This window comes from Arenibaculum pallidiluteum (genome assembly GCF_017355985.1).
Lineage (GTDB): Bacteria > Pseudomonadota > Alphaproteobacteria > Azospirillales > Azospirillaceae > Arenibaculum > Arenibaculum pallidiluteum.
On record NZ_JAFIQU010000007.1, the window covers coordinates 161,086 to 186,660 of the forward strand.

Annotated in this window: 26 protein-coding genes and 1 tRNA gene; 14 read left to right on the forward strand and 13 right to left on the reverse strand. The window is 72.7% G+C overall.

Annotated elements, in window-relative coordinates; all coding sequences use genetic code 11:
* Positions 1-26: 26 nt before the first annotated feature.
* Positions 27-506, reverse strand: a complete 480-nt coding sequence (gene gpt, locus JUB13_RS16435; protein ID WP_207480842.1) for a xanthine phosphoribosyltransferase — start codon at positions 504-506, stop codon at positions 27-29.
* A 170-nt stretch (positions 507-676) separates the two neighbouring features.
* Here gpt and JUB13_RS16440 point away from each other — a divergent pair.
* Positions 677-753: transfer RNA gene (locus tag JUB13_RS16440), tRNA-Arg, on the forward strand.
* Between the two features lie 91 nt (positions 754-844).
* On the opposite strand, the gene JUB13_RS16445 is transcribed toward JUB13_RS16440, so the two are convergent.
* The gene (locus tag JUB13_RS16445) at positions 845-4,249 is read right to left on the reverse strand and encodes a PAS domain S-box protein (RefSeq protein ID WP_207480844.1); all 3,405 of its coding nucleotides are present in this window, start codon (positions 4,247-4,249) and stop codon (positions 845-847) included.
* Positions 4,250-4,446: 197 nt separating this feature from the next.
* On the opposite strand from JUB13_RS16445, the gene JUB13_RS16450 reads away from it, so the two are divergent.
* On the forward strand, positions 4,447-5,037 hold the full coding sequence (locus JUB13_RS16450) for a hypothetical protein (protein ID WP_207480846.1): 591 nt from the start codon (positions 4,447-4,449) through the stop codon (positions 5,035-5,037).
* A gap of 28 nt (positions 5,038-5,065) precedes the next feature.
* Here JUB13_RS16450 and JUB13_RS16455 read toward each other — a convergent pair whose 3' ends face one another.
* Positions 5,066-5,761, reverse strand: a complete 696-nt coding sequence (locus tag JUB13_RS16455) for an HD-GYP domain-containing protein (RefSeq protein WP_207480848.1) — start codon at positions 5,759-5,761, stop codon at positions 5,066-5,068.
* A 211-nt stretch (positions 5,762-5,972) separates the two neighbouring features.
* Between JUB13_RS16455 and JUB13_RS16460 the strand changes: the two genes are divergently transcribed.
* A complete protein-coding gene (locus JUB13_RS16460; RefSeq protein ID WP_207480850.1) occupies positions 5,973-6,821 on the forward strand; it encodes an urea carboxylase-associated family protein in 849 nt (282 codons plus the stop codon).
* A 41-nt stretch (positions 6,822-6,862) separates the two neighbouring features.
* Here JUB13_RS16460 and JUB13_RS16465 read toward each other — a convergent pair whose 3' ends face one another.
* Positions 6,863-7,669, reverse strand: coding sequence for a trypsin-like serine peptidase (locus tag JUB13_RS16465; protein WP_207480852.1), 807 nt, complete (start codon positions 7,667-7,669; stop codon positions 6,863-6,865).
* Between JUB13_RS16465 and JUB13_RS16470 the strand changes: the two genes are divergently transcribed.
* Positions 7,668-7,958, forward strand: a complete 291-nt coding sequence (locus JUB13_RS16470) for a hypothetical protein (protein ID WP_207480854.1) — start codon at positions 7,668-7,670, stop codon at positions 7,956-7,958. The genes JUB13_RS16465 and JUB13_RS16470 overlap by 2 nt on opposite strands.
* A gap of 40 nt (positions 7,959-7,998) precedes the next feature.
* Here JUB13_RS16470 and JUB13_RS16475 read toward each other — a convergent pair whose 3' ends face one another.
* Complete coding sequence (locus JUB13_RS16475) at positions 7,999-8,433, reverse strand: hypothetical protein (RefSeq protein ID WP_207480855.1); 435 nt, start codon at positions 8,431-8,433, stop codon at positions 7,999-8,001.
* A gap of 70 nt (positions 8,434-8,503) precedes the next feature.
* Between JUB13_RS16475 and JUB13_RS16480 the strand changes: the two genes are divergently transcribed.
* A complete protein-coding gene (locus tag JUB13_RS16480; RefSeq protein ID WP_207480857.1) occupies positions 8,504-9,055 on the forward strand; it encodes a mismatch-specific DNA-glycosylase in 552 nt (183 codons plus the stop codon).
* Between the two features lie 67 nt (positions 9,056-9,122).
* Positions 9,123-9,833 carry a CDP-alcohol phosphatidyltransferase family protein gene (locus tag JUB13_RS16485; protein WP_207480859.1) on the forward strand — a complete coding sequence of 237 codons (711 nt, stop codon included), beginning with the start codon at positions 9,123-9,125 and terminating at the stop codon, positions 9,831-9,833.
* A 135-nt stretch (positions 9,834-9,968) separates the two neighbouring features.
* Here the strand turns inward: JUB13_RS16485 and JUB13_RS16490 are convergent, their stop codons facing one another.
* From JUB13_RS16490 to JUB13_RS16500, 3 genes are read right to left on the reverse strand one after another with little or no spacing between them, the layout of a single operon-like run.
* A complete protein-coding gene (locus JUB13_RS16490; RefSeq protein ID WP_207480861.1) occupies positions 9,969-11,129 on the reverse strand; it encodes an NAD(P)/FAD-dependent oxidoreductase in 1,161 nt (386 codons plus the stop codon).
* Positions 11,126-11,848, reverse strand: coding sequence for a methyltransferase domain-containing protein (locus JUB13_RS16495; RefSeq protein WP_207480863.1), 723 nt, complete (start codon positions 11,846-11,848; stop codon positions 11,126-11,128). Before JUB13_RS16495 ends, JUB13_RS16490 begins: the two co-directional genes overlap by 4 nt.
* Positions 11,849-11,856: 8 nt before the next feature.
* A complete protein-coding gene (locus JUB13_RS16500; protein WP_207480865.1) occupies positions 11,857-12,933 on the reverse strand; it encodes a type III polyketide synthase in 1,077 nt (358 codons plus the stop codon).
* A gap of 180 nt (positions 12,934-13,113) precedes the next feature.
* On the opposite strand from JUB13_RS16500, the gene pdxR reads away from it, so the two are divergent.
* The 5 genes from pdxR (at position 13,114) to JUB13_RS16525 (ending at position 16,671) form a co-directional block, all read left to right on the forward strand.
* On the forward strand, positions 13,114-14,604 hold the full coding sequence (gene pdxR, locus JUB13_RS16505) for a MocR-like pyridoxine biosynthesis transcription factor PdxR (protein ID WP_207480867.1): 1,491 nt from the start codon (positions 13,114-13,116) through the stop codon (positions 14,602-14,604).
* 53 nt (positions 14,605-14,657) lie between these two features.
* Positions 14,658-15,626, forward strand: a complete 969-nt coding sequence (locus JUB13_RS16510; RefSeq protein WP_207480869.1) for an SPFH domain-containing protein — start codon at positions 14,658-14,660, stop codon at positions 15,624-15,626.
* A 2-nt stretch (positions 15,627-15,628) separates the two neighbouring features.
* The gene (locus tag JUB13_RS16515) at positions 15,629-16,069 is read left to right on the forward strand and encodes an NfeD family protein (RefSeq protein WP_236024994.1); all 441 of its coding nucleotides are present in this window, start codon (positions 15,629-15,631) and stop codon (positions 16,067-16,069) included.
* A 121-nt stretch (positions 16,070-16,190) separates the two neighbouring features.
* Complete coding sequence (locus JUB13_RS16520; protein WP_207480871.1) at positions 16,191-16,397, forward strand: hypothetical protein; 207 nt, start codon at positions 16,191-16,193, stop codon at positions 16,395-16,397.
* An 88-nt stretch (positions 16,398-16,485) separates the two neighbouring features.
* Positions 16,486-16,671, forward strand: coding sequence for a hypothetical protein (locus JUB13_RS16525; protein ID WP_207480873.1), 186 nt, complete (start codon positions 16,486-16,488; stop codon positions 16,669-16,671).
* Between the two features lie 26 nt (positions 16,672-16,697).
* On the opposite strand, the gene JUB13_RS16530 is transcribed toward JUB13_RS16525, so the two are convergent.
* Together JUB13_RS16530 and JUB13_RS16535 are read right to left on the reverse strand one after the other, a co-directional pair.
* A complete protein-coding gene (locus tag JUB13_RS16530; protein ID WP_207480876.1) occupies positions 16,698-16,889 on the reverse strand; it encodes a DUF1289 domain-containing protein in 192 nt (63 codons plus the stop codon).
* Complete coding sequence (locus JUB13_RS16535) at positions 16,886-17,998, reverse strand: NAD(P)/FAD-dependent oxidoreductase (RefSeq protein ID WP_236024995.1); 1,113 nt, start codon at positions 17,996-17,998, stop codon at positions 16,886-16,888. Before JUB13_RS16535 ends, JUB13_RS16530 begins: the two co-directional genes overlap by 4 nt.
* A 134-nt stretch (positions 17,999-18,132) precedes the next feature.
* Here JUB13_RS16535 and JUB13_RS16540 point away from each other — a divergent pair, with 134 nt between their 5' ends.
* The 3 genes from JUB13_RS16540 (at position 18,133) to JUB13_RS16550 (ending at position 22,364) form a co-directional block, all read left to right on the forward strand.
* Positions 18,133-20,187: a PAS domain S-box protein gene (locus tag JUB13_RS16540; RefSeq protein ID WP_207480880.1), complete on the forward strand. Its 2,055-nt coding sequence runs from the start codon at positions 18,133-18,135 to the stop codon at positions 20,185-20,187.
* Between the two features lie 109 nt (positions 20,188-20,296).
* The gene (locus tag JUB13_RS16545) at positions 20,297-21,208 is read left to right on the forward strand and encodes a glycosyltransferase family 9 protein (protein WP_207480882.1); all 912 of its coding nucleotides are present in this window, start codon (positions 20,297-20,299) and stop codon (positions 21,206-21,208) included.
* A gap of 121 nt (positions 21,209-21,329) precedes the next feature.
* Positions 21,330-22,364 carry a glycosyltransferase gene (locus JUB13_RS16550; RefSeq protein WP_236024996.1) on the forward strand — a complete coding sequence of 345 codons (1,035 nt, stop codon included), beginning with the start codon at positions 21,330-21,332 and terminating at the stop codon, positions 22,362-22,364.
* Here JUB13_RS16550 and JUB13_RS16555 read toward each other — a convergent pair.
* From JUB13_RS16555 to JUB13_RS16565, 3 genes are all read right to left on the reverse strand, one after another.
* Entirely contained in the window at positions 22,334-23,650 is a 1,317-nt protein-coding gene (locus tag JUB13_RS16555; protein WP_207480884.1) for an O-antigen ligase family protein, read from the reverse strand. The genes JUB13_RS16550 and JUB13_RS16555 overlap by 31 nt on opposite strands.
* Before the next feature lie 27 nt (positions 23,651-23,677).
* Positions 23,678-24,841, reverse strand: a complete 1,164-nt coding sequence (locus tag JUB13_RS16560) for a glycosyltransferase family 4 protein (protein ID WP_207480886.1) — start codon at positions 24,839-24,841, stop codon at positions 23,678-23,680.
* A 139-nt stretch (positions 24,842-24,980) separates the two neighbouring features.
* Positions 24,981-25,454: an MmcB family DNA repair protein gene (locus tag JUB13_RS16565; protein WP_207480888.1), complete on the reverse strand. Its 474-nt coding sequence runs from the start codon at positions 25,452-25,454 to the stop codon at positions 24,981-24,983.
* Between the last annotated feature and the right edge of the window lie 121 nt (positions 25,455-25,575).

A 25,575-nucleotide genomic window follows, 5' to 3' on the forward strand; every position in this document is an offset into this window, starting at 1 on the left:
GGGGGCGCCGCTCGCGCAGCCGAAGTTCAGCTCTTCCGGCGCTCCGAGATCGGCTGGGCGTATTGCAGCTCGATGTCCCAGGGGAAGAAGATCCAGGTGTCCTGGCTGACCTCGGTGATGAAGGTGTCGACCAGCGGGCGCCCGGCGGGCTTGGCGTAGATCGTCGCGAAATGGGCCTTGGGCATCATCTTGCGCAGGATCACGGCGGTCTTCCCGGTATCGACGAGGTCGTCGATGACCAGCCAGCCCTCGCCCTCGCCGACCTCGGGCGAGACGTCCTTCAGCACGCGCGCCTGGCGCTGGTTCATGTGGTCGTAGCTGCTGACGCAGGCGGTGTCGATCAGCCGGATCTCCAGCTCGCGGGCGATGATCGCCGCCGGCACCAGCCCGCCGCGGGTGACCGCGACGATGCCCTTCCAGGGGCCGGTATCGGCCAGCCGCCAGGCCAGCGCCTTGGCGTTGCGGTGCAACTCCTCCCACGACACGGGGAAATGCTTCGGCGACATGCCTTCGACCATGGTCCCTAACCCTCTGGAGAGCCAAACTGCGAGCCTGGGCGCGCATTTACCACGCGCCGCCCGGCCCGGCAATGCGGGGCCGATTTTGGGGGTTGCGCGCCGCTGTCGCAGCCGCTAGTTTCCCGGTCCTCGCCGGTCGCCGGCGGGACCAAGGCGAAGCGCCCGTAGCTCAGCTGGATAGAGCACCAGACTACGAATCTGGGGGTCAGGAGTTCGAATCTCTTCGGGCGCGCCACCTTCCTAAAAGCAGACCTGAATGCGATGACGGGCGCCCCTTGGGCGCCCTTTCGCTTTTCGGGGTTCGGCTCCGGACCTCGCCGCGGATGTCAGCGCGGCCCCTCGGCCGCGGCCCGCGCCGCCGCCATCGCGGCCTCGAGCGTGCGGATCAGGTCGCCGACGCGGTAGGGCTTGGTCAGCACGCGCACGCCGGTGGCCTTCGCGACCTCCTCGCTGTAGCCGGTGGTCAGCACCGTCGGCAGCCCCGGGCGCAGGCGCCGGGCCTCGCGCATGAGATCGACGCCGCTCAGCCGGCCCGGCATCACCACGTCGCTGAACAGCACGTCGATGCGCGCCCGGCTGGACAGTAGCGGCACCGCCTCGTCGGCCGTGGCCACCCGGGCGACCTCGTAGCCGGCATCCTCGAGCGCCGCGGCCACGGTGCTCGCCACGACCGGGTCGTCCTCCACCAGCAGCACGCGTGCCCCGGGGCTCGTGCGGTCCGGCAAGGGCGGCCCGTCCGGCGCCGGGCTGGTCACGGCCTCGAGGCTGCGCGGCAGCAGCAGGGTCACCCGCGTCCCGGCCCCCGGCACGCTGTCGAGGATCACCGAGCCGCCGGCCTGCCGGGCGAAGCCGTAGACCTGGGCGAGGCCCAGCCCCGAACCCTCGCCGACGCCCTTGGTCGTGAAGAAGGGCTCGAAGGCGCGGGCCAGCACCTCTGGCGTCATGCCGATGCCGGTGTCGGAGACGGTGACCGCCACCATGTCGCCCGCCCCCATTTCGCTCGCCCCCATTTCGCCGGCCCGCTCCGGCCCGCCCGCCGCGTCCGGTGCTGCCGGGCGGTTCGCGGCCTCGACGCGCAGGCGGCCGCCCTTGGGCATGGCGTCGCGCGCATTCACCGCCAGGTTGATCACCGCCAGCTCGAACTGCGTCGGGTCCACCAGCACTGGCCACAGGCCCGGGGCGAACTCGGTCTCGACCTCGATGTTGCCGCGCAGGGCCCGGGACAGCAGCTCCGACATGCCGAGCACGCGATCGCGCAGGTCCACGGGTTCCGGCCGCAGGGCCTGGCGCCGGGCGAAGGCCATGAGCTGCTGGACCAGCTTGGCGCCGCGGTCCACGGCCTGCCGCCCGGCATCCACCAGCGAGCGGACCTCGGGTGCCGGCGCGCGCCGCTCGATCATCCGCAGGCAGCCCGCCAGCGCCTGCAGGAGGTTGTTGAAGTCGTGGGCGACCCCGCCGGTGAGCTGGCCGACCGCCTCCATCTTCTGGGCCTGGCGCAGCTGCTCCTCGCTGGCGCGCAGCGCCTCGGCCGCCGCCTTCTCGGCGGTGACGTCGCGCCCGACGCAGTAGAGCAGGTCGCCCTCGGGCTCGCAGGCCCAGGAGATCCAGCGCCAGCTTCCGTCCCTGTGGCGGTAGCGGTCCTCGAAGTTCAGGGTCGGGTGGCCCGCGGCCAGGTGCTCCAGCTCGGCCCTGGTGCGCAGGTCGTCGTCGGGATGCTTGAACTCGACGGCCCGCCGCCCGACCAGGTCCTCGGCACGCCAACCCAGCAGCCTTTCCCAGGCTGGGTTCACGCTCAGCAGCGTGCTGTCGCCACGCGCCACGCACATCAGGTCCCGCGCTGCGTGCCAGACGCGGTCCCGCTCGCGCGTGCGCTCCTCGACCCGGCGCTCCAGCGTCGCGTTCAGATCGCGCAGGGCCGCTTCGGTCCGCTTCTGGGCGGTGATGTCCTCGAAGACCACCACGGCCGAGGTGATCCGGCCCTCGCCGTCGCGGATGGGCGCCGCGTTCACCGACATGATCCCGCGGCTGCCGTCCGCGCGCTCGAAGGCGATCTCCTCGGCCTCGACGGTCTCGCCGGCGGCGATGGCGCGGGCGAGCGGCCATTCCTCAGGCCTGTACGGCCGGCCGTCGTCGGGATGGAAGCCCTTGTAGTCGTCGTAGTCCGCAATGGATTCCGTCGGCGGCGGCGTGCGCCCCCAGACCTGTGCGACCCTGTCGTTGGACAGGGTGATGCGGCCCGACGGCGCCTCGGCCACGACGATGCCGACCGGCGCGCTGCGGATCAACGTTGCCAGCCGCGCCTCGCTGGTGCGCAGGGCGGCCTCGTCGCGCTTGGCGCGCGTCACGTCGCGCACGATCCCGGTGGCACGCACCGGCCGTCCGTCGCGACCGTCGCGATGGACCGCGCCATGGGAGACCAGCCAGCGCTCGCCGCCGTCAGACGCCGGCCGGGCGCCGCGGAACTCGACTTCGTAGGGCGGCCCGCCGGGTGCCAGCGACGCCTCGAAGGCCGCGCGGACACGGAGGCGGTCCTCGGGGTGGACCAGCTCGATCCAGTCATCGCGCGTATAGGTGGCGCCGAAGGACTCCATCCCGCCGATCCGCAGGGCTGCGGCGTCCCAATGGCCTCGGCCGGCCACGAGGTCCAGGTCCCAGGTGCCGATCTCCGCGGCCTGGGCGGCGAGGCGCAGCCGCTCCTCGCTTTCGCGCAGACCCCGTTCGGCCCGAGCCCGGAGGACCGCCGACCAGGTCCGCTCGGCGACGTCGGCGGCCAGTTCCACCTCGGCCTCCGACCAGGCCCGCGGCCGGCGGTCATGGACCGCCAGGATCGCCGCCAGCCGTCCGGCCTTCACCAGGGGCAGGGTCAGGAGCGCCCGCACGGACACGCGCTGGAAGCTCGCCAGGACCCCGGCGCCCGCCGTTCGCGGGTCGTCCGTCACGTCGTCGATGACGACCGGCGATCCCACCCTCAGCGCGCCGATCAGCGGGCCCCCGAAATCGTGGAGGCGGTGCCGCCCGGCATTGCTCGGGATCGACCCGTCGTTCCAGTCCCCCTCGATGGTGACGAACTCGTCGTTCCCGCCAGCCGTCCCGGTACCGGCGGGGTCCACCTCGACATAGGCGACCTGCGCGGCCCTCAGGTGCCGCCCCAGCATTTCCGCGGCGGCAGCCATCACGGCGCGCGGCTCCACCAGGTCGCCCAGGCGCTCGGCGAGTTCCAGGCGGAACCGTTGCCACTGCTCGGCGGTCACGGCGCCGGTCGTCTCGACCGCGACGGAGAGCATGCCGCGGATCTGTCCGGCCTCGTCGCGCAGCGGCGAGTAGGAGAAGGTGAACCACGCCTCCTCGGGCCGGCCGTTGCGCTCGAGCCGGAAAGGCAGGTTCTCGTGGTAGATGGTCTCGCCCTCGAGGGTACGGCCGATCAGCGGGGAGAGCTGGTCCCAGATCTCGGGCCAGACCTCGCGGATCGGCCGGCCAAGGGCCCCGGGGTGCTTGGCGCCGACGATGGGCACGCAGGCGTCGTTGTAGAGATAGGGCAGGTCGGGAAGCCAAGTCACGAACATCGGAAAGCGCGACCCGAGCATCAGCCCGATGGCAGTGCGCAGGGCGGCTGGCCACTTCCCGGGCGGGCCGAGCGCGCTCGCCGACCAGTCATGCGCGCGGATCCGCTCGCCCATCGATCCGCCGCCCGACAGGAACGCGAGGTCCCCTTCGGGCATCGTGACGCTCATGCTCGGCCCCGGAACTCCAATCCCTGCGCACTTTTGCACGGAGCGTCCACGGACGGGAAGGGCCGGATTCCGGCGCCGGCCCGCCCTTTCACGGCGGCACGCCTTCGGGCTATCCTTCGCCGCGTCGGGCGCGCCGGCGCCGCGAGGGGCGGGCCGCCGGAAGGGACAGCCGGCACAACGGTCTCGGGGCCGCGGGAATGGGGCTTTCAGCGCTGGTCGTCCGGGCGGTCATGGCTTTGGCCGCGGTCGCGGCGCTGCGGCGCGTCCATCCCGCCCTGGGCGTGGCCGGCGCCCCGGTGGTCGCGGCGCTGTGGACGGCCGCAGGGGTCTACTTCCCCGATCTCGACCTTCTGCTGCCCCTGGACCACCGCAGCATCCTGACCCACAGCATTCTGCCCGCGCTCGTGCTGGCGCGCCTCGGTGGCAGGCCAGCGGCCGGCGGGCTCGGCGTCGGCACGGGCATCCACCTCTCGGCCGACCTGTTCCCCGAGGAATGGACGGGCTTCGCGCTGGTCCAGGTGCCGCTGGCGGGCTCGCTGGACGCGTTCTCGCCCTGGTGGATCCTGGGGAATGCGGTGCTGGCGACCGTGCTGGGCGTGGCCTGGCTGCGGACCGCGCTTCCGGGCGCGGCGATGGGCCGCGCGTTCCATCTCGGCATTGCCGCCCTCGCCGGCTGGTATCTCCTGGTCGAGGAGGGAAGCCTGCTGGCGCCGGTGGTCTTCGCGGGCTGCTTCGCGCTGGCCGTCCGGCTGAGCGCGCCGCGCGGCGCCACCGGCCGGACCGCGTGACGGGGGCCTGACGGGGCGGCGCGGCGGCTCAGGGACTGGCCTGGATCGCGCCCGACCGCGCGGCGGCCTCGCCCTCCTCCCAGGTCGCCTCGACGTGGCGGTCGAGATCCAGGAACGAGCGGAGCATGCCGGGATCGAACCGGGCGGGCGACATCCTGTGGTCGCCGTCGCGCATGACATCCATCGCCTCCGCATGGGACAGCGCCCGCTTGTAGGGACGGACGTGGCGCAGTGCGTCGTATACGTCGCAGAGCGCGACGAGGCGGGCTTCCGGCGAGATCCCGTCGCCGCGCAGCCCGCGCGGATAGCCGCTGCCGTCGAAGGCCTCGTGGTGCTCGGCCGCGATCCGGGCGGCGAGGTCCAGCGTCGCGTCGCCGGATCCGCCGAGGATCCGCGCCCCCAGGATCGTGTGGGCGCGGAGCACGCCCCATTCGCCCCGCGTCGGCTCGCCGGGGTTCAGAAGCACGGCGTCCGGGATCGCCAGCTTGCCGATGTCGTGGACTCCGGCCGCCCGGCCGATCAGCTCGACCCGCTCAGAGGGCAGCCCGCGGGCCTCGGCCAGCAGCATGGAAAGACGCGCGACGCCCTCCTCGTGGGCGGCGAGGCCGCGGCCCGGCGTCAGCGGGTCGCGGGCGCGAACCGCCATGCGCAGGCAGTCCAGCGCCATGCTGCCGGTCGAGTTCCCGCGGCTGCCGGCCGTCGAATCGCCATACGCGAACACCACCTGACCAGCACCTTCCGAATCCGTGACCGCAGCCGCCCTGCCATGGCGCACCCCCCGGGCGCGACCCTACCGGCGTTCGAAGGGGGCCTTCCTTGATTCAAGACAAATCCACGTTGCGGCGGCGCTACAAGTCCGGGTCCGCTGGGGCTGGACGAGACCGCCGGGGCCGGGGCAGGGTGCTGGTCCCAGCCGATGCAGCCGGAGCCTATCCATGCCGAGCTATCCCGCCGCCTACCAGGCCACCCAGGGATCCGCCCTGGACGTGGACCGGGACTTCTACCGCCGGATCGCCGAGGGCCCGCGCGAGCCCGTCGAGTCCCTGACGGTCCCGATCCGCTCCGGGCGGGCCTGGACGGTGCCGGCGGGGCATGTCTTCCGGATCGTCACCATCGAGGGGCCGCAGGTGGCGGACCTGAACATCTGGAACCGCCACAACCCGCGCGAGCGGATGTGGGCCTCGCGGACCCGGCAGCTCCAGCAGGCCCATGTCAGCACCTTCGACCGGCTGTGGTCGAACCTGCCCTTCCTGCGCCCGCTGGTCACCATCACCGCGGACAGCCTGGCCGATTACGGCATCGACGAGCATGGCGGCCGGGTCCACGACCTGCTGGGCACGCGCTGCGATCCCTACGTGAACCGGCTGCTGACCGGCGAGGACTTCGACTTCCACTGCCACTCGAACCTGGTGCGGGCCGTGGCGCCCTACGGCCTGACCGAGTTCGACGTGCACGACGTGCTGAACGTCTTCCAGGTCACGGGGCTGAACGCCGAGGACAGGTATTTCATGAAGGCCTGTCCCGCGAAGAAGGGCGACTTCCTGGAGTTCTTCGCCGAGATCGACCTGCTCTGCGCGCTGTCCACATGCCCGGGCGGCGATCTCAGCGTGCCGCTCTGGGGTCCCGAGGCGCGCGATCCCATCGATGTCTGCCGCCCCCTGGGCGTCGAGGTTCACAAGGTCGATCCCGCGCTGCTGAAGGGCTGGACGCCGCCGCCCGTGGCGGCCTATGGCGGCCGGCACGGCATGCGGCTGCAGACGCCGCCCTGGGAGGCGGAGGGCTGAGCCCGAGGCTCTCTTTAGCGCTGCGTCCCGGTTCCCGCGCGTCAGGCCCATCCGAAGCCGTCGCCGAGGGCGACGGAGACGGTCCCGTCCGGCCAAGCCGTGTCCTCGGCCGGCACCGTGGTCTCCAAGGGGGTCTCCAAGGGGGTCTCCAGGGGCGCCACCATGGGGACCTCTGCGGCCATCACTGCGGCCACCTGCGGAGCCATCAGCGCGTCGTTGGCGGCCATCCAGCCTTCCACCTGGGCGTAGGCGGCATTGCCGAGATCGAAGGCGGTCCCGCCCGTGGAGACCAGCCCGACCACCTGGGGACCCAGGCCCTGGTCGTGCCAGATGGGCCCGCCGCTGAAGCCCGGGGACAGGTCGAAGCCGGAGATCCCGAGCGCGCCCACGCCGAGATCGCCCGTGACCCCGTCGGTGAGGATCAGCGCGCCATCCGCATTGACGGGATAGCCGGCCGCGGCCGCGGGTCCGCCCTGAAAGCCCGGATCGAGCCCCATGGCCCCGGTCGTCGCGGCGATCGGCGCGTCGAAACCGAGCACCGCCACGTCGTGGGCGGATTCCTGGGCGTCGATGCGGCGATCTCCGTCGGGATCGATGGCGAAGAGGTCCAGGGAGGCTGCGGCATGCATGCCGAATGGCGCGGCGCCCTCGGAATAGCCCGGCATCACCGTCACGGCGACGGCAGGGCCCAGCGTGCCGCTGTAGACGAGATGGGCGGCGGTCAGGACGTCGTTGGGTCCGGCGACCACCCCGCTTCCGGCCGCCATGGTCCCGTCGGCGAAGCGCGAGACCACCAGGGCGACGGTCGGCCACGGCGATGCCTGGGTGTCGAGGATTTCGGTGCGCATGCTGGACGGAACAGAGACGCGCGCGATTTATCTCGCAGGCGGATTCCTCGCGGCGTCGGGACGGGACATGGATGCCCGCACCGCGCGACCCCATCTGGGGTTCATGGACCTGGACCGTCTCTTCGGGCTTGTCGCCAGCCTGGCGCTGCTGCTGTTCCTGCTGCCGGCCGTTCTGCCCCTCTCCGCAGAGGGGCGGCGGGGCGTCGAGCGGGCCGCCGGATGGCTGGTCGGCGGTGCGCTTGCCGCAGCCTCGCTCTATGCCGCCGCCTGGTTTGCGGGGATCGTGTGAGCGGATCCCGCGGCTTCGTTCACGGGTCGCGTGAACGCGCTCACGCGACCAGGCAGAGCACCAGCCACGAGGCCAGCGCCAGGCCGCCCGACAGGACCGCGCCGTCGACATGGGTGGGGAAGGCGGGCGGGGCCAGCAGCACGTCCGATTCCTCGGTCACGAGGTCGGGCTGCCACCACAGCGGCGTGCGCTCGCTCAGCAGCGCGTCGCCCAGGGCATGCAGCCCGTGCATCAGCGCGAAGACCGCGTAGAGGAGGACGCCCGTGCCCAGCAGCAGCGTGACCGGCCCGCCGGATTCGGTGACGACGTCCCGGCCGAACCAGGCGCCGGCCGACTGTGCCAGGGCCGACATCAACACGGCGATCACGGCCGGGCCGATGGCGATCCCCAAAAGCGCGCGGCCGTCGATCGCGGGCACCGGCGCCATGTCGGCCGAGGGCTGGTTGAAGGGCTTCGAGGCGGGACGGGTGTCCATGAGTGGGTCCTTCGGTCTCTTTTCCGCCCCAAGGATGCCCCGATATGGTTAACGACCGGTTGAGCCTGCGATGATCCTTCCCGACGTGCTCACGCCCGGCCTGCATCTGGTGCTCTGCGGCACCGCGCCCAGCCGCACCTCCAAAGAGGCCGGCGCCTACTATGCCCGTCCCGGCAACCTGTTCTGGCCGACGCTGCATCGCGTCGGGCTGACGCCCGTTCTGCTGCGCCCGGCCGAGTATCCCCGCGTGCTGGAATGGGGAATCGGGCTGACGGACGTGAACAAGACGGAATGGGGCTCGGATGCCGAGCTGAGCGCTGCCGGCTACGACCCCGCCGGGCTCGTGCGCAAGATCGAGGTCTTTCAACCGGCTGCGCTGGCGCTGGACAGCAAGAACGCGGCGCGCGCCGTCCTCGGCCGCAGGGTCGAGTACGGCCTGCAGCCCGAGCGCATCGGGCCGACGCGCCTCTACGTGCTGCCCTCGCCCTCGGGCCGGGCACGCAACCACTGGGACATTCGCCCTTGGGAGGAGGTCGGGGCCTTCGTGGCCGCGCTGCGTGCGGCGACGGCCGGGCTGCCCGGGGCGAAGACGGAATTCGGACGGAATTCCCGCTTCGGATGATTCCATCGGGCGTGGCCCTGCTCTAGGCTGCGGCGCGGCCGATGGACGGCTTGCGGAAGGAGACGGCGTGGAGATCGGCTACGGCATCGGGCGGCGGGTATCGGCCTGGGCCGTGCATGCCTTCACCGGCAGCGGCGCGGTGCTCGGCTTCCTGGCGCTGTTCGCGGCGATCGACGGCTATGCGGCGGCCTGCCTGGGCTGGCTCGGGCTTGCGCTGGTGGTCGACGGCATCGACGGAACCCTGGCGCGCAAGGCTTCGGTCGGCGACGTGCTGCCACAGGTCGACGGCGCGACGCTCGACCTCGTGATCGACTATCTGAACTACGTGGTCGTGCCGGCGGTCTTCCTCTACCGCTTCGGCCTCTTTCCCGAGGGTTTCGGCCTGGTGGGTGCCGCCTGGGTGCTGCTGACCTCGCTCTACTGCTTCTCGCGCACCGACATGAAGAGCGGCGACGCCTTCTTCGTGGGCTTCCCGGCGATCTGGAACGTGGTCGCGCTGCATCTATGGCTGCTGGGCTGGGATCCCTGGGCCAATGCGGCGATCGCGCTGGTGCTCGGCGTGCTGACCTTCACGGACGTGAAGTTCCTGCATCCCTTCCGGGTGCGGCGGCTGATGACCCTGAACATCGCGGCAGCGGCGCTGTGGCTGCTGGGCAGCACCGCGCTGGTGCTGACCCATCCCGAGCGGTCGGGATGGGCCCTGGCCGCCTGGGTCGCGGGATCACTGTGGTATGCCGCGGTCTCGGCTTGGAGGACGATGCGGCACGCCACCCCTTAAGGTTGGAGGCGCCGCTCCCGATGAGCGTGATGTTGTTGTAGGTCCCTGATCAGCCTCTTTCGATAGGCCGTCCATGGGCGCGGCTCCGGGCTGGGGCGCCGCATCCGCGGCGTGAGGGGTCCCGGCGCGTGCCGCTCAGGCGGCAGGCGCCGGCGTGCCTGCCGCCCCGGGCGTCGGCGTGCCGGCGGCGCCGGGCACGCGCGTGCCGCGGGCGGCCGCCCGGATCAGGCCCGGCATCCGGCGCGAGAGGCCGAGCACCGCCATGGCCGTCCAGGGATTCCGCAGGGCCGCCGCGGCCAGCCGCGCGCGGGCGACCTGGCCGCGATAGCGCGCTCCATCGGGCGGGGCGAGCCCGGCCAGGTGGGCACCCGCCGCCCGCCAGGCGGAATCGAGCGCAATGGCCATGCCGTCGCCGCTGAGGCTCGGGATCACGGCGAGCTGGTCGCCCAGGCAGGCGGTTCTTTCGAAGGCCGGGCCCCGCTGCACGAATCCGTAGGGGATCTCGGCGATGGCGGCCGGCCGCTCCGTGCAGGGCTCGGCGCCCGCCAGCCGCTCCGCGAAGAGCGGCACGGCCCGTCCGATCCCGGCCAGCAGCCCCGGCCAGGAACGGCCGAGCGCCAGGTAGACGCCCCGCTCCACGACCAGGCACAGGTTGGCACGTCCCCCGGTCGAGGGCTGCAGCCCCGCATAGCCCCCGGGGAACAGATGGACCTCCACATGGCCCTCGAGGTTGCGTGCCTGCGACGGGGCGAGCCGCCAGTGCTGCTTGAGGCCGATGAGCCGCCCGCCGCCGGGCGCCAGGCGGCGGCGTCCGCCGAGGTCGTGCTTGCCGGTCGCCAGCATGGCCGCGGCCGCGCCGATCTCCCGCCCCCCCGAGAGGCGCAGCACCACGCCTTCCGTCCCCGGCTCCAGGCTGCGGACGGTCGCCCCACGCAGCACGGCGGCCCCACGGGCGGCGGCGGCGGCCAGCAGCGCCTCGTCCATCACGCGGCGCGGCAGGCTCAGCGCCGGGAAGGGCAGGGCGACCGCGGCGTCCTGGCGGCCGGCCACGATGCGGGTGCGCTCCACGGGCACGGCGCCCAGCGCCCCGAGGTCCAGGCCCAGCCGGCGCAGCAGCGCGACCGCCTCGACGCTCACGAACTCGCCGCAAACAGTCTCGTGGGGGCCCGTCGTCCGCTCGATCACCAGGACGCGGCGGCCGGCTTCCGCCAGCCAGGCCGCGGCCGCGGCGCCGGCCGGCCCTCCGCCCACGACGGCGATCTCGGCATCGGCCCAGGATGGATTCGTCCCCGTCACCGCAGGCGCCCCACGCCCCAGCGGAACAGGAACCAGCGGACGGTCACGGCGTCGGGTGGGATGCCGGCCTCGGCCAGGACGGCCGCCCAGTCGGCGCGGGTGAAGGCGCGCGTCACCGAGACCGGCCCGTCATGGGCGACCATCGGGTCGATGCCCGGAAGCAGGCCGACGGCGCGGGTGAAGGCCAGCGGCACCGCGTGGCGGTGCAGGTCGTTCACGAACCAGCCGGCCCGCGCCGTCTCCTCCATCCAGCGCAGGAAGCGGGGCAGGCGCGCCTCGTCCAGGTGATGGGCGAAGAGCGCGCTGACCACCACGTCGATGGGGCGGTCCGGCCGGAAGGCGAAGATGTCGGCGGTCTCCCACCGGATTCCCATCCCGGGCGGCGTCGCCTCGGCCGCAGCGCGGGCCGACCAGGGGTTCAGGTCGACGCCGGTCAGGTGGACGGCGACGCCGCGCCGCCGGGCCCAGGCGGCGATGCGCCGGAGCCCGTCGCCGTAGCCGCAGCCGGCGTCGACGATGTGCAGCGGCGCATGCTGCCCGGCGGCACTCCGCCGCTCGGCCAGTCGGTCCAGCCAGGCGAGCGTCGGATGATAGGCGAAGGTCGTCAGGTTCAGCGCCGAGAGATGCCGCAGGCACCGGCGGAACGCAGCGTAGTCCACCGCCTGGGTGTCCATCAGCTCGGGCGTGTGCGCGCGGCGCGACAGGTCGAGCGGGCCCATGGCGCGACTCAGGCGGCGAGCCGGAAGTTCATGGTCTCGGCCGTCATGCCGGGGCCGAAGGCCATGGCGCATCCGGGAGCGTTCCCGCCCATCCCGCTGGCGCGGAACCGCCGCAGCATGCGCTCCAGCACGAACATCACCGTCGCCGAGGACATGTTGCCGAAGTCGCGCAGCACGGCCCGGCTGTCGGAGAGCCGCTCCGGCTCGAGCCCCGCCGCCTGCTCGACCGCGTCGAGCACGCTGCGCCCGCCCGGATGGACCGCCCAGAGCGGCACCTCGTCCCGGCTGCGCCCGCCCAGGATCTCGGGCAGGGCAGCTGGCAGACCGGCCGCGAGCACGCTGGGAACCGCTCCCGAGAGATGCATGTCGAAGCCGCTCTGCCCGATGTGCCAGGTGATGTGGCCAGCACTGTCGGGGATCACGACGGCCCTGAACCCGTCGAGCGCGATGCCCTGCGGCTCCGCGCTGACCAGGCAGGCGGCGCAGCCGTCGGCGAAGATCAGGAAGCTCAGCACGGTCTCGAGGTCGGCGGATTCCTGCAGATGCGCGGTGCAGAGCTCCAGGTTCACCATCAGCACCTTGGCGCGGGGCTCCGAGCGGACGATGTGGTGCGCGAGCTTCAGCCCGTTGATGGCTGCGAAGCAGCCCATGAAGCCGATGATCGTCCGCTCCACCGTGGTATCCAGCCCGAAGCGGTCGACGATCTGCATGTCCAGGCCAGGGGCGTAGAAGCCCGTGCAGGTGGTCACGATCACATGGGTGATCCGCCGTGCATCGTCGCCGAGGCCAAGCGCCTCGATCGCGGAGAAGGCGAGGCCCGGGGCGTGGCGTTCGTAGAAGGCCATGCGCTCGGCGGTTCCCGGGAAGGCGCCGGGCCGGAAGAAGCCGTCCGCGTCCACGGCCTCGCCCGCCTCGGCGGGACGGAAGAACGAGTAGCGGTGCTCGATCTGGCAGCGATCCGCCATCCGCCCAAAGAGCTTGCGGACCCGCGGATCCGGCAGCAGGGAAGGGGCGTAGGCGACAAATCTCCGATGCACGTCGAAAGGCGGTACCGCCGTCCCGATGCGGTTGACGTAGGCGGCCATCCAGGGCTCCAGGGGGGTGCGAAGATGAAAGGATGCGCAGGTGTCAGGTGAAACACGCGCCCATCACCAAAGTGCCCCTCGGGCCACCGGGGCGGCGCCTTCGCACGGGGGGCTGTCCGCGCGCGGGACCGCGCCGTATCGTGCCGCCAGCACGCCGAGACCAACAGTCCCCCGACGACGATGTCCAAGAAGCCCGAAGGCGCACTGCTCCCGATCTTCGCCGAGGCGGAGGGCGGCGATGCGCCGCTGTTCCGCCAGATCTACCGCCGCCTGCGCGATGCCGTGCTGAGCGGGGCGCTTGCGCCCGGGGCGCGCCTGCCGTCTACCCGCACCCTCGCGCAGGAGCTCGGCGTCTCGCGCAACACGGTGGTGGCCGCCATCGAGGAGCTGGCGGCCGAGGGCTATGTGGAGGCGCGGGTCGGCGCCGGCACCTTCGTGGCCTCCGCCCTGCCGGAGGAGCTGCTGAGCGCCGGCCGGAACGCCGGCCGGCCCGCGGCCGCGCATCCTGCCGGACCCGCGGCCCCGCGCGCGGTGGCCCGCGGGGCCGTGCCGGACATGCTGCCACCGGTCGTGCCCTTCCGCCACGGCGTGCCGGCCTACGACGTCTTCCCCTTCGCGCTGTGGCGCCGGTTACAGGCGCGGCGCTGGCGCACCATCGGGGCGGCCGAGCTGCATTACGGACCCGCAGCCGGATGGGGCCCGCTGCGCCGCGTGCTTGCGGCCTATCTGCGGACCGCGCGCGGCGTGCGCTGCGAGCCCGACCAGGTGGTCGTGCTGTCCTCGACGCAGGCCGCCTTCGACATGCTGGCGCGGCTGCTGCTCCTGCCCGGCGACCGCTTCTGGATGGAGGAGCCCGGCTACGGCGGCGCGCGCAAGGCCTTCGCCCGGGCCGGCGGCATGGTCGTGCCGGTCCCCGTCGATGCCGAGGGGCTGGACGTCGCGGCAGGGCGCGCGACTGCGCCCGACGCGCGGGTCGCCTACGTGACGCCGAGCTGCCAGTACCCGCTGAACGTCACCCTGTCCCTGCCGCGGCGCTTGGCGCTGCTCGCCTGGGCACGCGAGGCCGGGGCCTGGATCGTCGAGGACGACTACGACAGCGAGTACCGCTATGCCGGGCGTCCGCTGGCAGCCCTCCAGGGGCTCGACGTGCCCGGGGCCGAGCGCGTGATCTATCTCGGCACCTTCAGCAAGGTCCTGTTCCCGGGGCTGCGGCTGGCCTATGCGGTGCTGCCGCCCGAACTGGTCGAGCCGCTCGTGGTGCTCCGGCGCACGGTCGACGATTTCTCGCCGCTTCCGGCCCAGATGGTGCTTCACGACTTCCTGGACGAAGGGCATTTCGCCGCCCATCTGCGCCGCACGCGCCTGCTCTATGCGGAGCGGCAGGATGCGCTGCTGGACTCGCTGGGGCGCCATCTCGGCGGGGTGCTGTCGGCCCAGCAGGCGCCCGCGGGAATGCAGACCGTCGCCCGGCTGCCCGAGCGCCTTGCCGATGCGCGGGTGGTGGAGGCGGCGGCGGCGGCGAACATCTCGACCCTGGGTCTGTCCGCCTGCCATGTCGGGCCGCCCCGGCACAACGGCCTGATCCTCGGCTACAGCGGCTTCCCGCCGGCCCGGCTGGACCAGGCCGCGCGGCTGCTCGCCAGGGTGGTGGAGCGCCTGGGCCCCTGGTAGCATCGGGGCGGTCCGGGCCCCGCCCGGGCTGGATCCGGCCTCGGGGAGCGGACATGGAGTACGTGGTCGGCGCGGGCCTGATCCTGGTTGTCCTGGCGGCGCTCACCAGCGTGCGCATCGTGCCGCAGGGCTTCACCTTCATCGTCGAGCGGCTGGGCCGCTACCAGGAGACGCTGGCGCCGGGGCTGAACGTGATCGTCCCGGTCATCAGCACGGTGCGCGCCCGGGTCGACATGCGCGAGACGGTTGTGGACGTCCCGTCGCAGAGCGTGATCACCAAGGACAACGCGGCCGTGACCGCCGACGGCGTCCTGTTCTACCAGGTCATCGATCCCCGGCGCGCCACATACGAGGTCACGGACCTGCACCTCGCGATCCGGACGCTGTCCATGACCACGCTGCGCACGGTCATGGGCTCCATGGACCTGGACGAGCTTCTGAGCCAGCGCGAGGCGATCAGCGCGGCGCTGCTGCGCGCGGTCGACGACGCGACTTCCGCCTGGGGCGTGCGCGTCACCCGGATCGAGCTGCGGGACATCACCCCGCCCGACGACATCATCCAGGCCATGGCGCGCCAGCTCAAGGCCGAGCGGGACAGGCGCGCGCAGATCCTGGAGGCCGACGCCGACAAGGAGAGCCAGATCCGGATCGCCCAGGGCCGGCTCGAGGCCGCGAAGCTGGAGGCTGAGGCGCGCGAGCGCCTGGCCCAGGCCGAGGCGCAGGCGACCCGCATGGTCTCGGAGGCGGTCGCCCAGGGGTCGGCCCAGGCGCTGGGGTATTTCCTCGGCCAGAAATACGTGGAGGCGCTGAAGGCCTTCGCGGATTCCCCCAATCAGAAGACCATGCTGCTGCCGGTCGAGCTCTCCGGGCTCGCCGGGACGCTGGCAGGGCTGGGCGAGGTGCTGCGCGCGGCGGTGCCGGGCACCCTGGGCACGCCGCCGGGCGCCGCGGCCGGGACCGGACCAAGTGGGGAAACGGCCCGGCGCGGGCCCTGGTCGCCGCCCGGCCACGGGGAGGGCTGACCATGACGCCCTGGATCTGGGCCGCGGCGGGGCTTGCCCTGCTCGGGGTCGAGATGCTGGTGCCCGGCCTCTTCCTGGTCTGGTTCGGCATCGGCGCGGTGGCCGCGGCGCTTGCCACCTCGATCCTGGGCGGCATCGGCCTGACCGGGGAGATCGGCGTCTTCGTCCTCGTCTCCGGCGCGCTGATCGGGATGACGATCTACCGCCAGGGCCTACGCCGCCATGACGATTCGGCGCGCGCCGCCGAGATCAACGACCGCGCCGCCCAGCTCGTCGGCCGCCGGGCCACGCTCGCCGAGCCCATCGTGAACGGGCGCGGGCGCGTCTTCTTCGGCGACACGCTGTGGCAGGTCACGGGGCCGGACCGTCCGGCGGGGACGGCGATCCGCGTCGTCGGGACCCGCGACATGCTGCTGGTCGTGCAGCCCGTCGACGAGGGCTGAGCGCCGTTCTCCCGCGCGGCCTCCCGGGATTGGGAGTACCACCATGTTGCAGTGCAGCATGGCGGCGGCTTCGTGGTTCCCTCCAGGGCCGTAGGCCTTCAGAAGAACGGGAGTTGCGACGATGAGCCGAGACCAGCTTGTGAGCGCGGGCGCATTCGCGCTGTACCGGGCGGAGCAGGGGCACCGGATCGCCGAGTTCCGCAAGGACGAGGATGCCGACACCCTGATCCTGCGCGACTTCGAGTCCTACCGCAGCCGCTACATCCGCAAGTTCCAGGATATCGCGGCCAGCCTGGCCGAGCAGGGCATCGCTCTGCAGGCCCGCTGACGCCGGGGCCGACCGACAGGGACCGGCGAGAGCAATCCGCCGGCACCCTGTTGGTCCCCGGTACGGTTCACCGGGAAGGACAGTCGCCATGGCGACCAACGCCGAAATCGCAGCCAAGCTGCTGCGCGATGCCGCAAGCTTCTTTCGTCACGTCGCCGAGCAGAACGACCCTATCCGCGAGCAGATGAACAGCAATGCCAAGGCCTACGAGGTCGTGGCCGAGCTGGTCGAGGCGGATCCGAACGCGGCCTTCGATATCCCGCCCGAGCGCTGACGCGGCCGGCGGCCCCCGGGGGGCTGTCAGCGCTCGCGCAGGGCGGCAAGCAGCGCGCGCTTGCGCTCCGCCGGAAGGCCGCCCCAGGCCCTGATCTCCTCGATCGAGCGTTTGCAACCCCGGCACAGTCCCGTCACCCGGTCGATGGTGCAGACGCGGGTGCAGGGAGAGGGGACGTAGGCATTCTCCGGATCCGGCGGCAAGAGGGGGGCGCTCATCGCAGCATCGCCTCGGCCAGGGCGCGGCCCGACAGCCAGGCCGCTTCCACGCGGGCCTCGGCGCACCAGTCCCCGCAGGCGCCCAGGCCGAGTTCCCCATCCAGCAGCAGGCCGGGACCGTGTGGCGCCACGGGTCTCGCATAGCGCCAGCGATGCGCCTGGCCCTCGACGACGGCGAAGCCGGCGCCACCGGTGCCGAGCAGGGTGCGGAACGCCTCGGCCAGCAGCGGCAACACCTCGCCCGCCTCGCGCTCCAGATTGGCTTCCGACCAGGCCGGCGTGGCGTGGAGGACCCAGGCATCGCCCCCACCGTCCTCCGGCCGCCCCGGCTTCGATCCGTCGCGCGCCACCCAGGACAGGGGGAAGGCCGGGTCCGGGCTCTCAATGAGCGCCGCATCGAAACCCGGTGCGAGGCGGCGGTCCAGCCGGACCATGGCCGACCAGCAGGGAGCCATGGCGACCCCTGCCGCAGCCTCCCGCAGGCGCGGCGAATCCGCCAGCAGCGGCACCGCCTGCGGCGCGGGCACGGCGACGACGAGCGCCGCGAAGGCGCCGAGCGGGCCGTGTTCGCCCAGCAGAGTCCAGCCTCCGGCCCCGTGCCGCGCGGCCTTGACACGCACGCCGGATCGCAGGTCCAGTCCCTCGGCCATGCGGCGCGCAGGGGCGGTCATGCCGGGTACCCCTACGAAGCGTTCGCCGGGCACGCCGGCGAAGTGCTCGCCGGGCACGCCGGCGAAGTGCTCGCCGGGCACGCCGGCGAAGTGCTCGCCGGGCTCCTCGGCCGGCGCGACGCCCGGTTCTCCCGCCGGCCCCGGCCGGGCAGCCAGGCGCACCACGCGTCCCTGCCACGGCGCCGCGGCTCCTTCCCGGATCCATTCCTGGACCGCCGCGGCAAAGCGCGGGTCGCGCGCCGTGAAGTACTGGGCGCCGTGGTCGAAGCGCACCTCGCCCATGCGCCGGGTCGCCATGCGGCCGCCGGGGCCGCGGCCCTTGTCGAAGACGACGACATGGTGGCCGGCTCCGGCCAGGAGCCCCGCACAGGCCAAGCCCGCGATGCCGGCGCCGACCACCGCCACGGAACCGCCCGATGCAGCCGCCGAGCCCGCCATTCGCAGATGTCCTCCCATGCCGCCCGCGCTGAGATAGGGCGCCGCAAACGCACGGCAAGTCCGTGATTTTCCCTTCGGAATCACCGGGCGCGGCGAGTATGCTTATACGACCTGGTTAACTCCTTCGAGAAGACATGGTCGTTCGCGATCCCGATGGCGGCAAGGAGACGTGGCAAGCCGCGGTCAGCCGCGGCGCCGCGGGCGCGACGGCCATGATCGGCGTGCTGCTCTCGCTCCTGCTGTTCCTGTTCGTGCGCGAGCAGGTCGACCGGCAGATTGGCGACCAGCTCGCCTGGCGCGCGGCGCGCATCACCGAGGCCGTGCAGCGTCGGCTGGCCGCGGTCGAGCAGGCGACCGGCGCCGTCGCCGCCTTCTTCGTGGCCTCGTCCGAAGTCTCGCGCGAGGAGTTCGGGCGCTTCGCGGCCCGCCTTGCCCCCTTCGACGAGGCGGTCGAGCGGATCGACTGGATCGGCAGGGACGGCGGGCGCTTCGCCTTCCACTTTTCGGGCGTGCCCGGCCTGGTCAGGTCCGATGCCGCCGACAGCACGATCGACGGCCTCGCGCAGGAGGCGAAGCAAGGCTCCCGCGCCGGCGTGGTCGACGGGGCGGCGCTGGGCCTGCCCGGCAGCCCGCTGATCGCCATCGCGATCCCGGCCGCCCAGGAATCCGACCCTCCGACCGCCGGCGTCGCGGTCGGGCTCGCGCCGAGCACCCTGCTGTTCGACGACCATGGCGGAGACGGCATGGTGGCGCTCGGGCCGGTGGTCGTGACCGACACGGCCGGAAAGGTGCTGGTCCGCATGGGCCAGAGCGAGGGGCTGCCCGTGCTGGCCGCCAGCCGCAGCGCCGAGGGCGGCGTGGTGATCGCCGGAGCAGTCTGGCGCCTGCACTGGCCGGAGCCCCGGATCCGGCTTCCCCTGGCGCTGGCGCTCTCCCCGCTGCTCACCCTCGCCTTCGGGCTGGTGGTGACCTCTGCCATCACGGCCTATCTCGTGCTCGCCCGGCATCGGGCGCGCGAGGTCGCGGCGCTGGCCCGTTCGCTGGAGGGCGCCAATACCGAGCTGCGGACGAGCGAGGCCAAGTACCGCGAGATCTACGAGAACGCGGTCGAGGGCATCTTCCAGACCTCCCCCGACGGGCGGATGCTCAGCGCCAACCCGGCGCTGGCCAGGATCTACGGCTATTCCGATCCCTTCCAGATGATCGACGAGCTGCGGGACGTCGCCCGCCAGCTCTATGTGGAGCCGCGGCGGCGCGGCGAGTTCGTGCAGCTGATCGAGCGCGAGGAGGTCCACGGCTTCGAATCCCAGGTCCGCCGCAGGGACGGCGAGGTGATCTGGATCAGCGAGAGCGCCCGGGCCGTTCGCGACGAGGTCGGCGGCATCCTCTACTACGAGGGGCGGGTCGAGGACATCACCGAGCGCAAGCGCGCCGAGGCGGTCCTGCGTGACGCCAAGGAGCAGTCCGACATGGCGAGCCGCGCCAAGACGGAATTCCTGGCGAATATGAGCCACGAGCTGCGCACGCCGCTGAACGCGATCATCGGCTTCTCGGAGATCATCGCGGACCAGATGTTCGGCGATGCCGGCCGCCCGGAATACGTGGAATACGCCCGCGACATCAACGAGAGCGGCAGGCTGCTGCTGGCCCTGATCAACGACATCCTGGACATGTCCAAGATCGAGGCCGGCAAGATGGAGCTGCGCGATTCCGTCGTCGATCTCGGCCGCGTCCTGCTGAGCTGCCACCGGCTGATCAAGCCGCGCGCCGAGGAGGGCGGGCTGGAGCTGGGCACGCGGGTGCCGGCCGACCTGCCCTTCGTGCGGGCCGAGGAGCGGGCGCTGAAGCAGATCCTGGTGAACCTGCTGTCCAATGCCGTGAAGTTCACCGCCGAGGGCGGCAAGGTCGTGCTCTCGGCCGAGCTCGAGGGCGACGGCTCGCTGGCGATCACGGTGGAGGACACCGGGATCGGCATCGCGCCCGGCGACATGGAGAAGGCCATGGCGCCCTTCGGACAGATCGAGAGCTCGCTTTCGGGCAAGACCCAGGGAACGGGGCTCGGCCTGCCGCTGGTCAAGGCGCTGGTCGGCCTGCATGGCGGCACCCTGCAGCTCGACAGCGAGCTCGGCAGGGGAACGGTGGCGATCGTACGCCTGCCGGCCGACCGCGTGATCCGCCACGTCGCGTGAGCCCGGCACCGCCGGTCGGTCGGGCGAACGGGCCCTCGGCTTGACGCGCACGGGACCTTCCCCTATTCGACCCGCACGAACGGCCCGCAACGCCCGAGAGACCCCGCGCATGAAGGTGCTGTTCATCGGCTGGAACCGGCTCGGCGACGCGGTGATGTCGACCGCCCTGCTCCGCCATATCCTCGACGAGCATCCCGACGCGCGGATCACGCTGCTGTCCGGCCCCGTCGCCTGGCCGATCCTGCAGCCGACGCCAAACCTCGAGCGTGGCATCGTCGTGGTCAAGCAGCCCATGAAGCGGCACTGGCTCTCGCTCCTGCGCGAATTCGCGGGCACGCGCTGGGACCTCGTGGTCGATCTCAGGGACACGCTGCTGAGCCGGATCGTCCGCGCCCCCCGGAAGATGATCAAGCACCGGGCCAGGGTTCCCGGCCCGATCCTGCGGGAGCTCGGCGAGATCGCGGGAACCGACCTGCCCTGGCCCCAGGTCTGGCTGGACCCGGCCGAGGAGCGCCGCGCGGCCGAGCTGCTGGACGGCAAGCACCCCATCGTGACGGTCGGTCTGGGTGCGTCCAAGCCCATCAAGTTCTGGCCCGTGGATCGGTACGTCGAGCTGGCGTCACGCCTGCGGCCGCTGCTGGGCGGCGATCCCTGGTTCATGACGGTGGGCAGCGCCGCCGAAGCCGAGATGTCCCGCGCCTTCCTGGCCAGCGTCCCCGAGAACCGGCGCATCGACCTGCCCGCGATCGCGCCGCGCATCGAATTCCAGGCGGCCTGCATCGCGCGCGCGGACTTCTACGTCGGCAACGATTCCGGACACATGCACGTGGCGGCATCGCTGGGCGTGCCGACGCTGGGCATCTTCGGGCCCACTGACTCGCAGGTCTACGGCCCCTTCGGCCCCCGCGTCGCATCGGTCGGGGTGGGCGCCCCGGGCGAGACCGGCGTCATCGAGCGGGTCGGGGTCGACACGGTCTTCGAGGCGGCCCGGGCGCTCCTGGCGCGGGGCGGACGGCCCTGAGCCCGCGCCTATGGCAGCGCGGCACCTGCGGGGGCCATGCGCTTGACTTGGCCGGAGCGCGCGGGCTAATGCAGGCCGCCCGGCAGGGCATCCCGCACCGGTGGAAGCGAAAGCCGGCCCCATGAAGGTGATGCAGATCATGCTCAGCCGCGGGAACGGCGGCGCCGAGCTGCAGTTCGCGGACACGGTGACGGCGCTGCACCGCGCCGGGCTGGACCAGGTCGTGGTCGCGAACCCCGCCTCGGCCCGCTACCGCGACCTCGAGCGGGCGGGGCTGAAGCTCGTTCCCATGGGCCCCTGGGCCCAGCGCATGACGGTCCTGGCGCGCTGGCGCATGGGGCGCCTGATCCGGGCCGAGCGCCCCGACATCGTCCAGTGCTGGATGCGCCGCGCCGCGACGGTCGTGCCGCGGACCGGGGTGCCCACGATCGGCTGGTTCGGGGGCTACTACGACCCCGACCGCTTCCGCTCCTGCGGCTGGTTCATCGGCGTGACGCCGGGCATCGTGAAGCACATGGTGGCCCGGGGCGTTCCAGCGGACCGCGCCTTCTACGTGAACACCTACTCGACGGCGACGGGAACGGAGCCCGTCCCCCGCGCGGAGTTCGGCACGCCCGCGGGCGCGCCCGTGCTGCTGACCCTGTCCCGCCTGCATCCCAAGAAGGGGCTGGACGTCGCCATCGCGGCGGCGGCGCGGATCCCGGACTGCCATCTCTGGATCGCCGGCGACGGCCCCCTGCAGGGCGAGCTCGCGGCGCAGGCGGCCCGGCTCGGCGTCGCGGACCGCGTGCGCTTTCTCGGCTGGCGGAACGACCGCGGCGCCCTGCTGCGCGCCGCGGACCTGTGCCTGCTGCCCTCCCGCTACGAGCCCTTCGGCACCGTGATCATCGAGGCCTGGGAGGCGGGCGTGCCGCTGGTCGCCGCCACCGCCGCCGGACCGGCCGAGACGGTGCGCGACGGCGAGGACGGCATCCTGGTGCCGATCGACGACGCGGACGCGCTGGAAGGGGCGATCCGCCGCGTGCTCGGCGATGCCGCCCTGCGCGAGCGGCTGGTCGCCACCGCCCGGGCGCGCTATGCCGCCGAGTTCACCCTGGATGTCGCGCTGTCGCGGCTTCGGGCGATCTACGAGACCGTCGCAGCGCCCTCGCGCTGAGCCGCGCCGGCATCGCGGGCGGGGCGGCGCTCCGCCCCGAGCGGGCCCGGCGCGGCCCAGGCCAGCGCGAAGCCCGTCACGAACCAGAAGAACGCGGCGTTGAAGTTGCTGAAGAAACTCGACGTCGACGCGGCCGGCCAGACGAACATCACGAGCGAGACGACCGCGCCCGCCGCGACGAACCGCGCGGGGCCGGTCTGCCTGCGGAACCGCGCCACCTCGCGGCCGAGCGCGCCGAGCAGGGCCAGGAACGCCGTCAGGCCCAGGACGCCGGCCTCGGCCAGCCACTCGATGTAGAAGTTGTGGGGATGCAGGTTGCAGCGCTGGGCGATGGTGCCGATGTAGGCGTAGGCCTCGTCCTGGCACTCGATCCGGAAGTTCCGCAGCCCGACCCCTGTCCAGGGATGGTCCGTCCACACGGCAAGGCCGCTGCGGAACAGCTTGCCCCAGTCGCTCTCGCCGAAATTCGAGAGCTGGTACCAGAAGAAGCTCACCATGCGGTAGGTGACGCTGGGGTCGTATGCCAGCACCGCGAGCACCACGACGGCGCCGGCCACGACACCCGCCGCCATGATCCCGCGAATGCCCGGCGCGGCCAGCACCAGCAGGACGAGGCCCAGCGCGAACAGCAGCATGGGCATGCGCGAGCCGACCACGACGACGAGCCCGGCGTAGAGCGCGATGGCGAGCACCGCCAGGGCCAGCCTCCCGGGCCGCCGGGACGTCACCGCCCAGCCCAGGAGCGCCGCCAGGCAGGGGATCCCGAAGATCGCGAGATAGGATCCGCTGACCAGGGAGGAGAAGGGCCCGTTGAACCGGTCGCTCTGGACCGGCGGGCGCCCCAGCATGTCGAAGCCGACGCTCCACTGCATGAGGACGTTGACGGCGACGAAGGCCACGGCCGCCGCCAGGGAGGCCAAGGCCGTCCGCCGCGCCCCGGCGTCGGCAAGGACCCAGTGCTGGACGGCCGCGGCGAAGATCCAGAATCTCGCCCAGGGCAGGGCGCGCAGGAAGCCCGCCCCCGGCTCCTCGGTGAAGAGGCTGGCGGCGAGCAGGTAGAGCCATGCCGCCGCGGCCACGCGCACCCAGGGGCGCGCCGTCCACGACCAGTCCCCGGTGGCGGCGCTGCGCAGCAGGAACAGCAGCGCGGCCGCGCTGAGCCCCGCATCGGCGGCGGCCCGGCCCAGGATCAGCAGCCAGGGCAGCAGGGCCGTAAGGCCCAGCGCGCCGTGGTGCAGCGCGTTCTCGAGCGATCTCCTGGGCATGCCTTCGGCGGCGGTCGGCATCGCTTTCTTCCTCGGGGTCGGGCGGACCTAGCCGGCGCCCAGGAGGGCGGCGCGGATGTCGTCGTGGCGCGCGGTCATGGCCGCGCCGTCGAATGGAAAGCCGCGCCAGGCGCTGTCCTGCAGCGCCTGGCGCCGCGGCGCGTCGGAGACCAGCTCGGACAGCGCCCTGGACAGGTCCTCGACGGTCGGCTCGGCGACCATGCCTCGGCCCGAGGCGATCTCGGGCAGGCCGCCCCGTCCGGAGCAGACCAGCGCGCAGCCCGCGGCCACCGCCTCGGCCGCCGTACGGCCGAAGGGCTCCTCCCAGACGGAGGGGACGGCGACGATGGCGGCCCGGGCGAACAGCTCCATCACCTCCTCGTGGGGGCGTACGCCCAGGAACCGCGCGGCGGGGCCGATGGCCTCGATTTCGCGGCGGACAGCCGCGCCATAGAGATCCGCGCCGCTCTCCTGGCCGGCCTTGAGGCCGCCGACGAAGGCGGCGCGCCATCCGGGGTGGCCGGGCAGCACGCGGGCAAGCGCCCGGACCAGCTCCAGCACGCCCTTGTCGGGGATGATCCGGCCGACGAAGAGGATCAGGTCCTCCTTGGCCGGAGGCGCGGGCCAGGGGCGCGGGATCCCGTAGTAGAGGACGTGGACCTTGTCCTCGCCCCCCGACAGCCCTTCCAGGAAGCGGCGGCGGACGAAGTCGCTGACGCAGTAGACGGCTCCGGCCCGGTCCAGGATGGCCCGGCGCTCGGCGGCCGACCGGGCGCCCTTCATGTCCTGCGGATCGTTGTGAAGGTGCAGGGTCACGATCGTCTGGCCGAGCCGCCGGGCCAGGTGTCGGAACACCAGCGGGCGGTTGTGCAGCTCGACCAGGGCGGGGCGGGACCGTTGCGCCGCGCGCCGGAACGCCTCGGCGAGGCCGATGTTGCGGCCCCGGAACCAGCGGCCCAGCGGCTCGATCGCGTGGAAGTGCCGGGATTGCAGGGGCTGCTCGACGGGGCGCCCGTAGACCGCGATCGCGTCGCGGTAGCGGCTGTGACCGAGCTCGTCGTTCACCGACAGCGCAACCGCCCCCGCCTTGCCTCGGGCGAAGGCCTCGGCATAGGGCAGGAGGACGGCGATCGTCTCGCCCCCGGCCGTGGCGCCCGAACCCCGGGATGTCGTGCCCGCCTCCATCCCGTCCGCTGACCGCCCCTTGACCATGGGGGCACAGTTGCGCCAGTCCGGCCGATGCCGTCAAGCCCGTTCGCCGCCTGCCACGGGGCGTACGGCCGTGCGGGTCGGCTCCCGATGCGCGGCCTATGCGCCGATGCGCGGCCGGTGCGCGGCCCGTGCGCCGCCGCTACAGTCCGCCCGCGCCCGGGCCGTCCAGCGCAGCCGAGGGATCCTCGATGCGGTGCAGGCGTCCCGCCGCGCACAGGGCCAGCGCGGTCAGCAGGCTCTTGCGTCGGGCGGCATTCAGCCGGCTGACCGGCGCGTCGCGCCGCACCACCGCGCCGTAGGCGTCTGCCACCAGCAGCCCGCAATCCTCGGGGATCAGCTCGGCCGGGAAGTCGGGGCCGACCGCAAACCAGAAGGCGTCGCACCAGGCTTGGTATTCCGGCCATTTCTGATCGGCGCGGAAATCCTCGATCGAGGACTTCACCTCGACGATCAGGATCTCGCCGCCGTCGTTCACCGCCAGCACGTCGGCTCGCCGACCGCAGGCCAGCGGGAACTCGACCACACTGGCATAGCCGAGCCCGACGAGCGCGCGCCGGACGCCGCGGGTGATGCGCGCGGTCGCCTCGGGCCGCGCGATGGTCGTGTCGGTCATGAGTACATTCCATGAACGATCGCGAGGCAAGTGGCAAGCGCGAATCCGGTGGCGGCGCCTGCGCGGCGGCGTTAGGGTCGCCGGCCCGCCCCCAACCCGGCCCGCCCCCAGCAGGGACGAT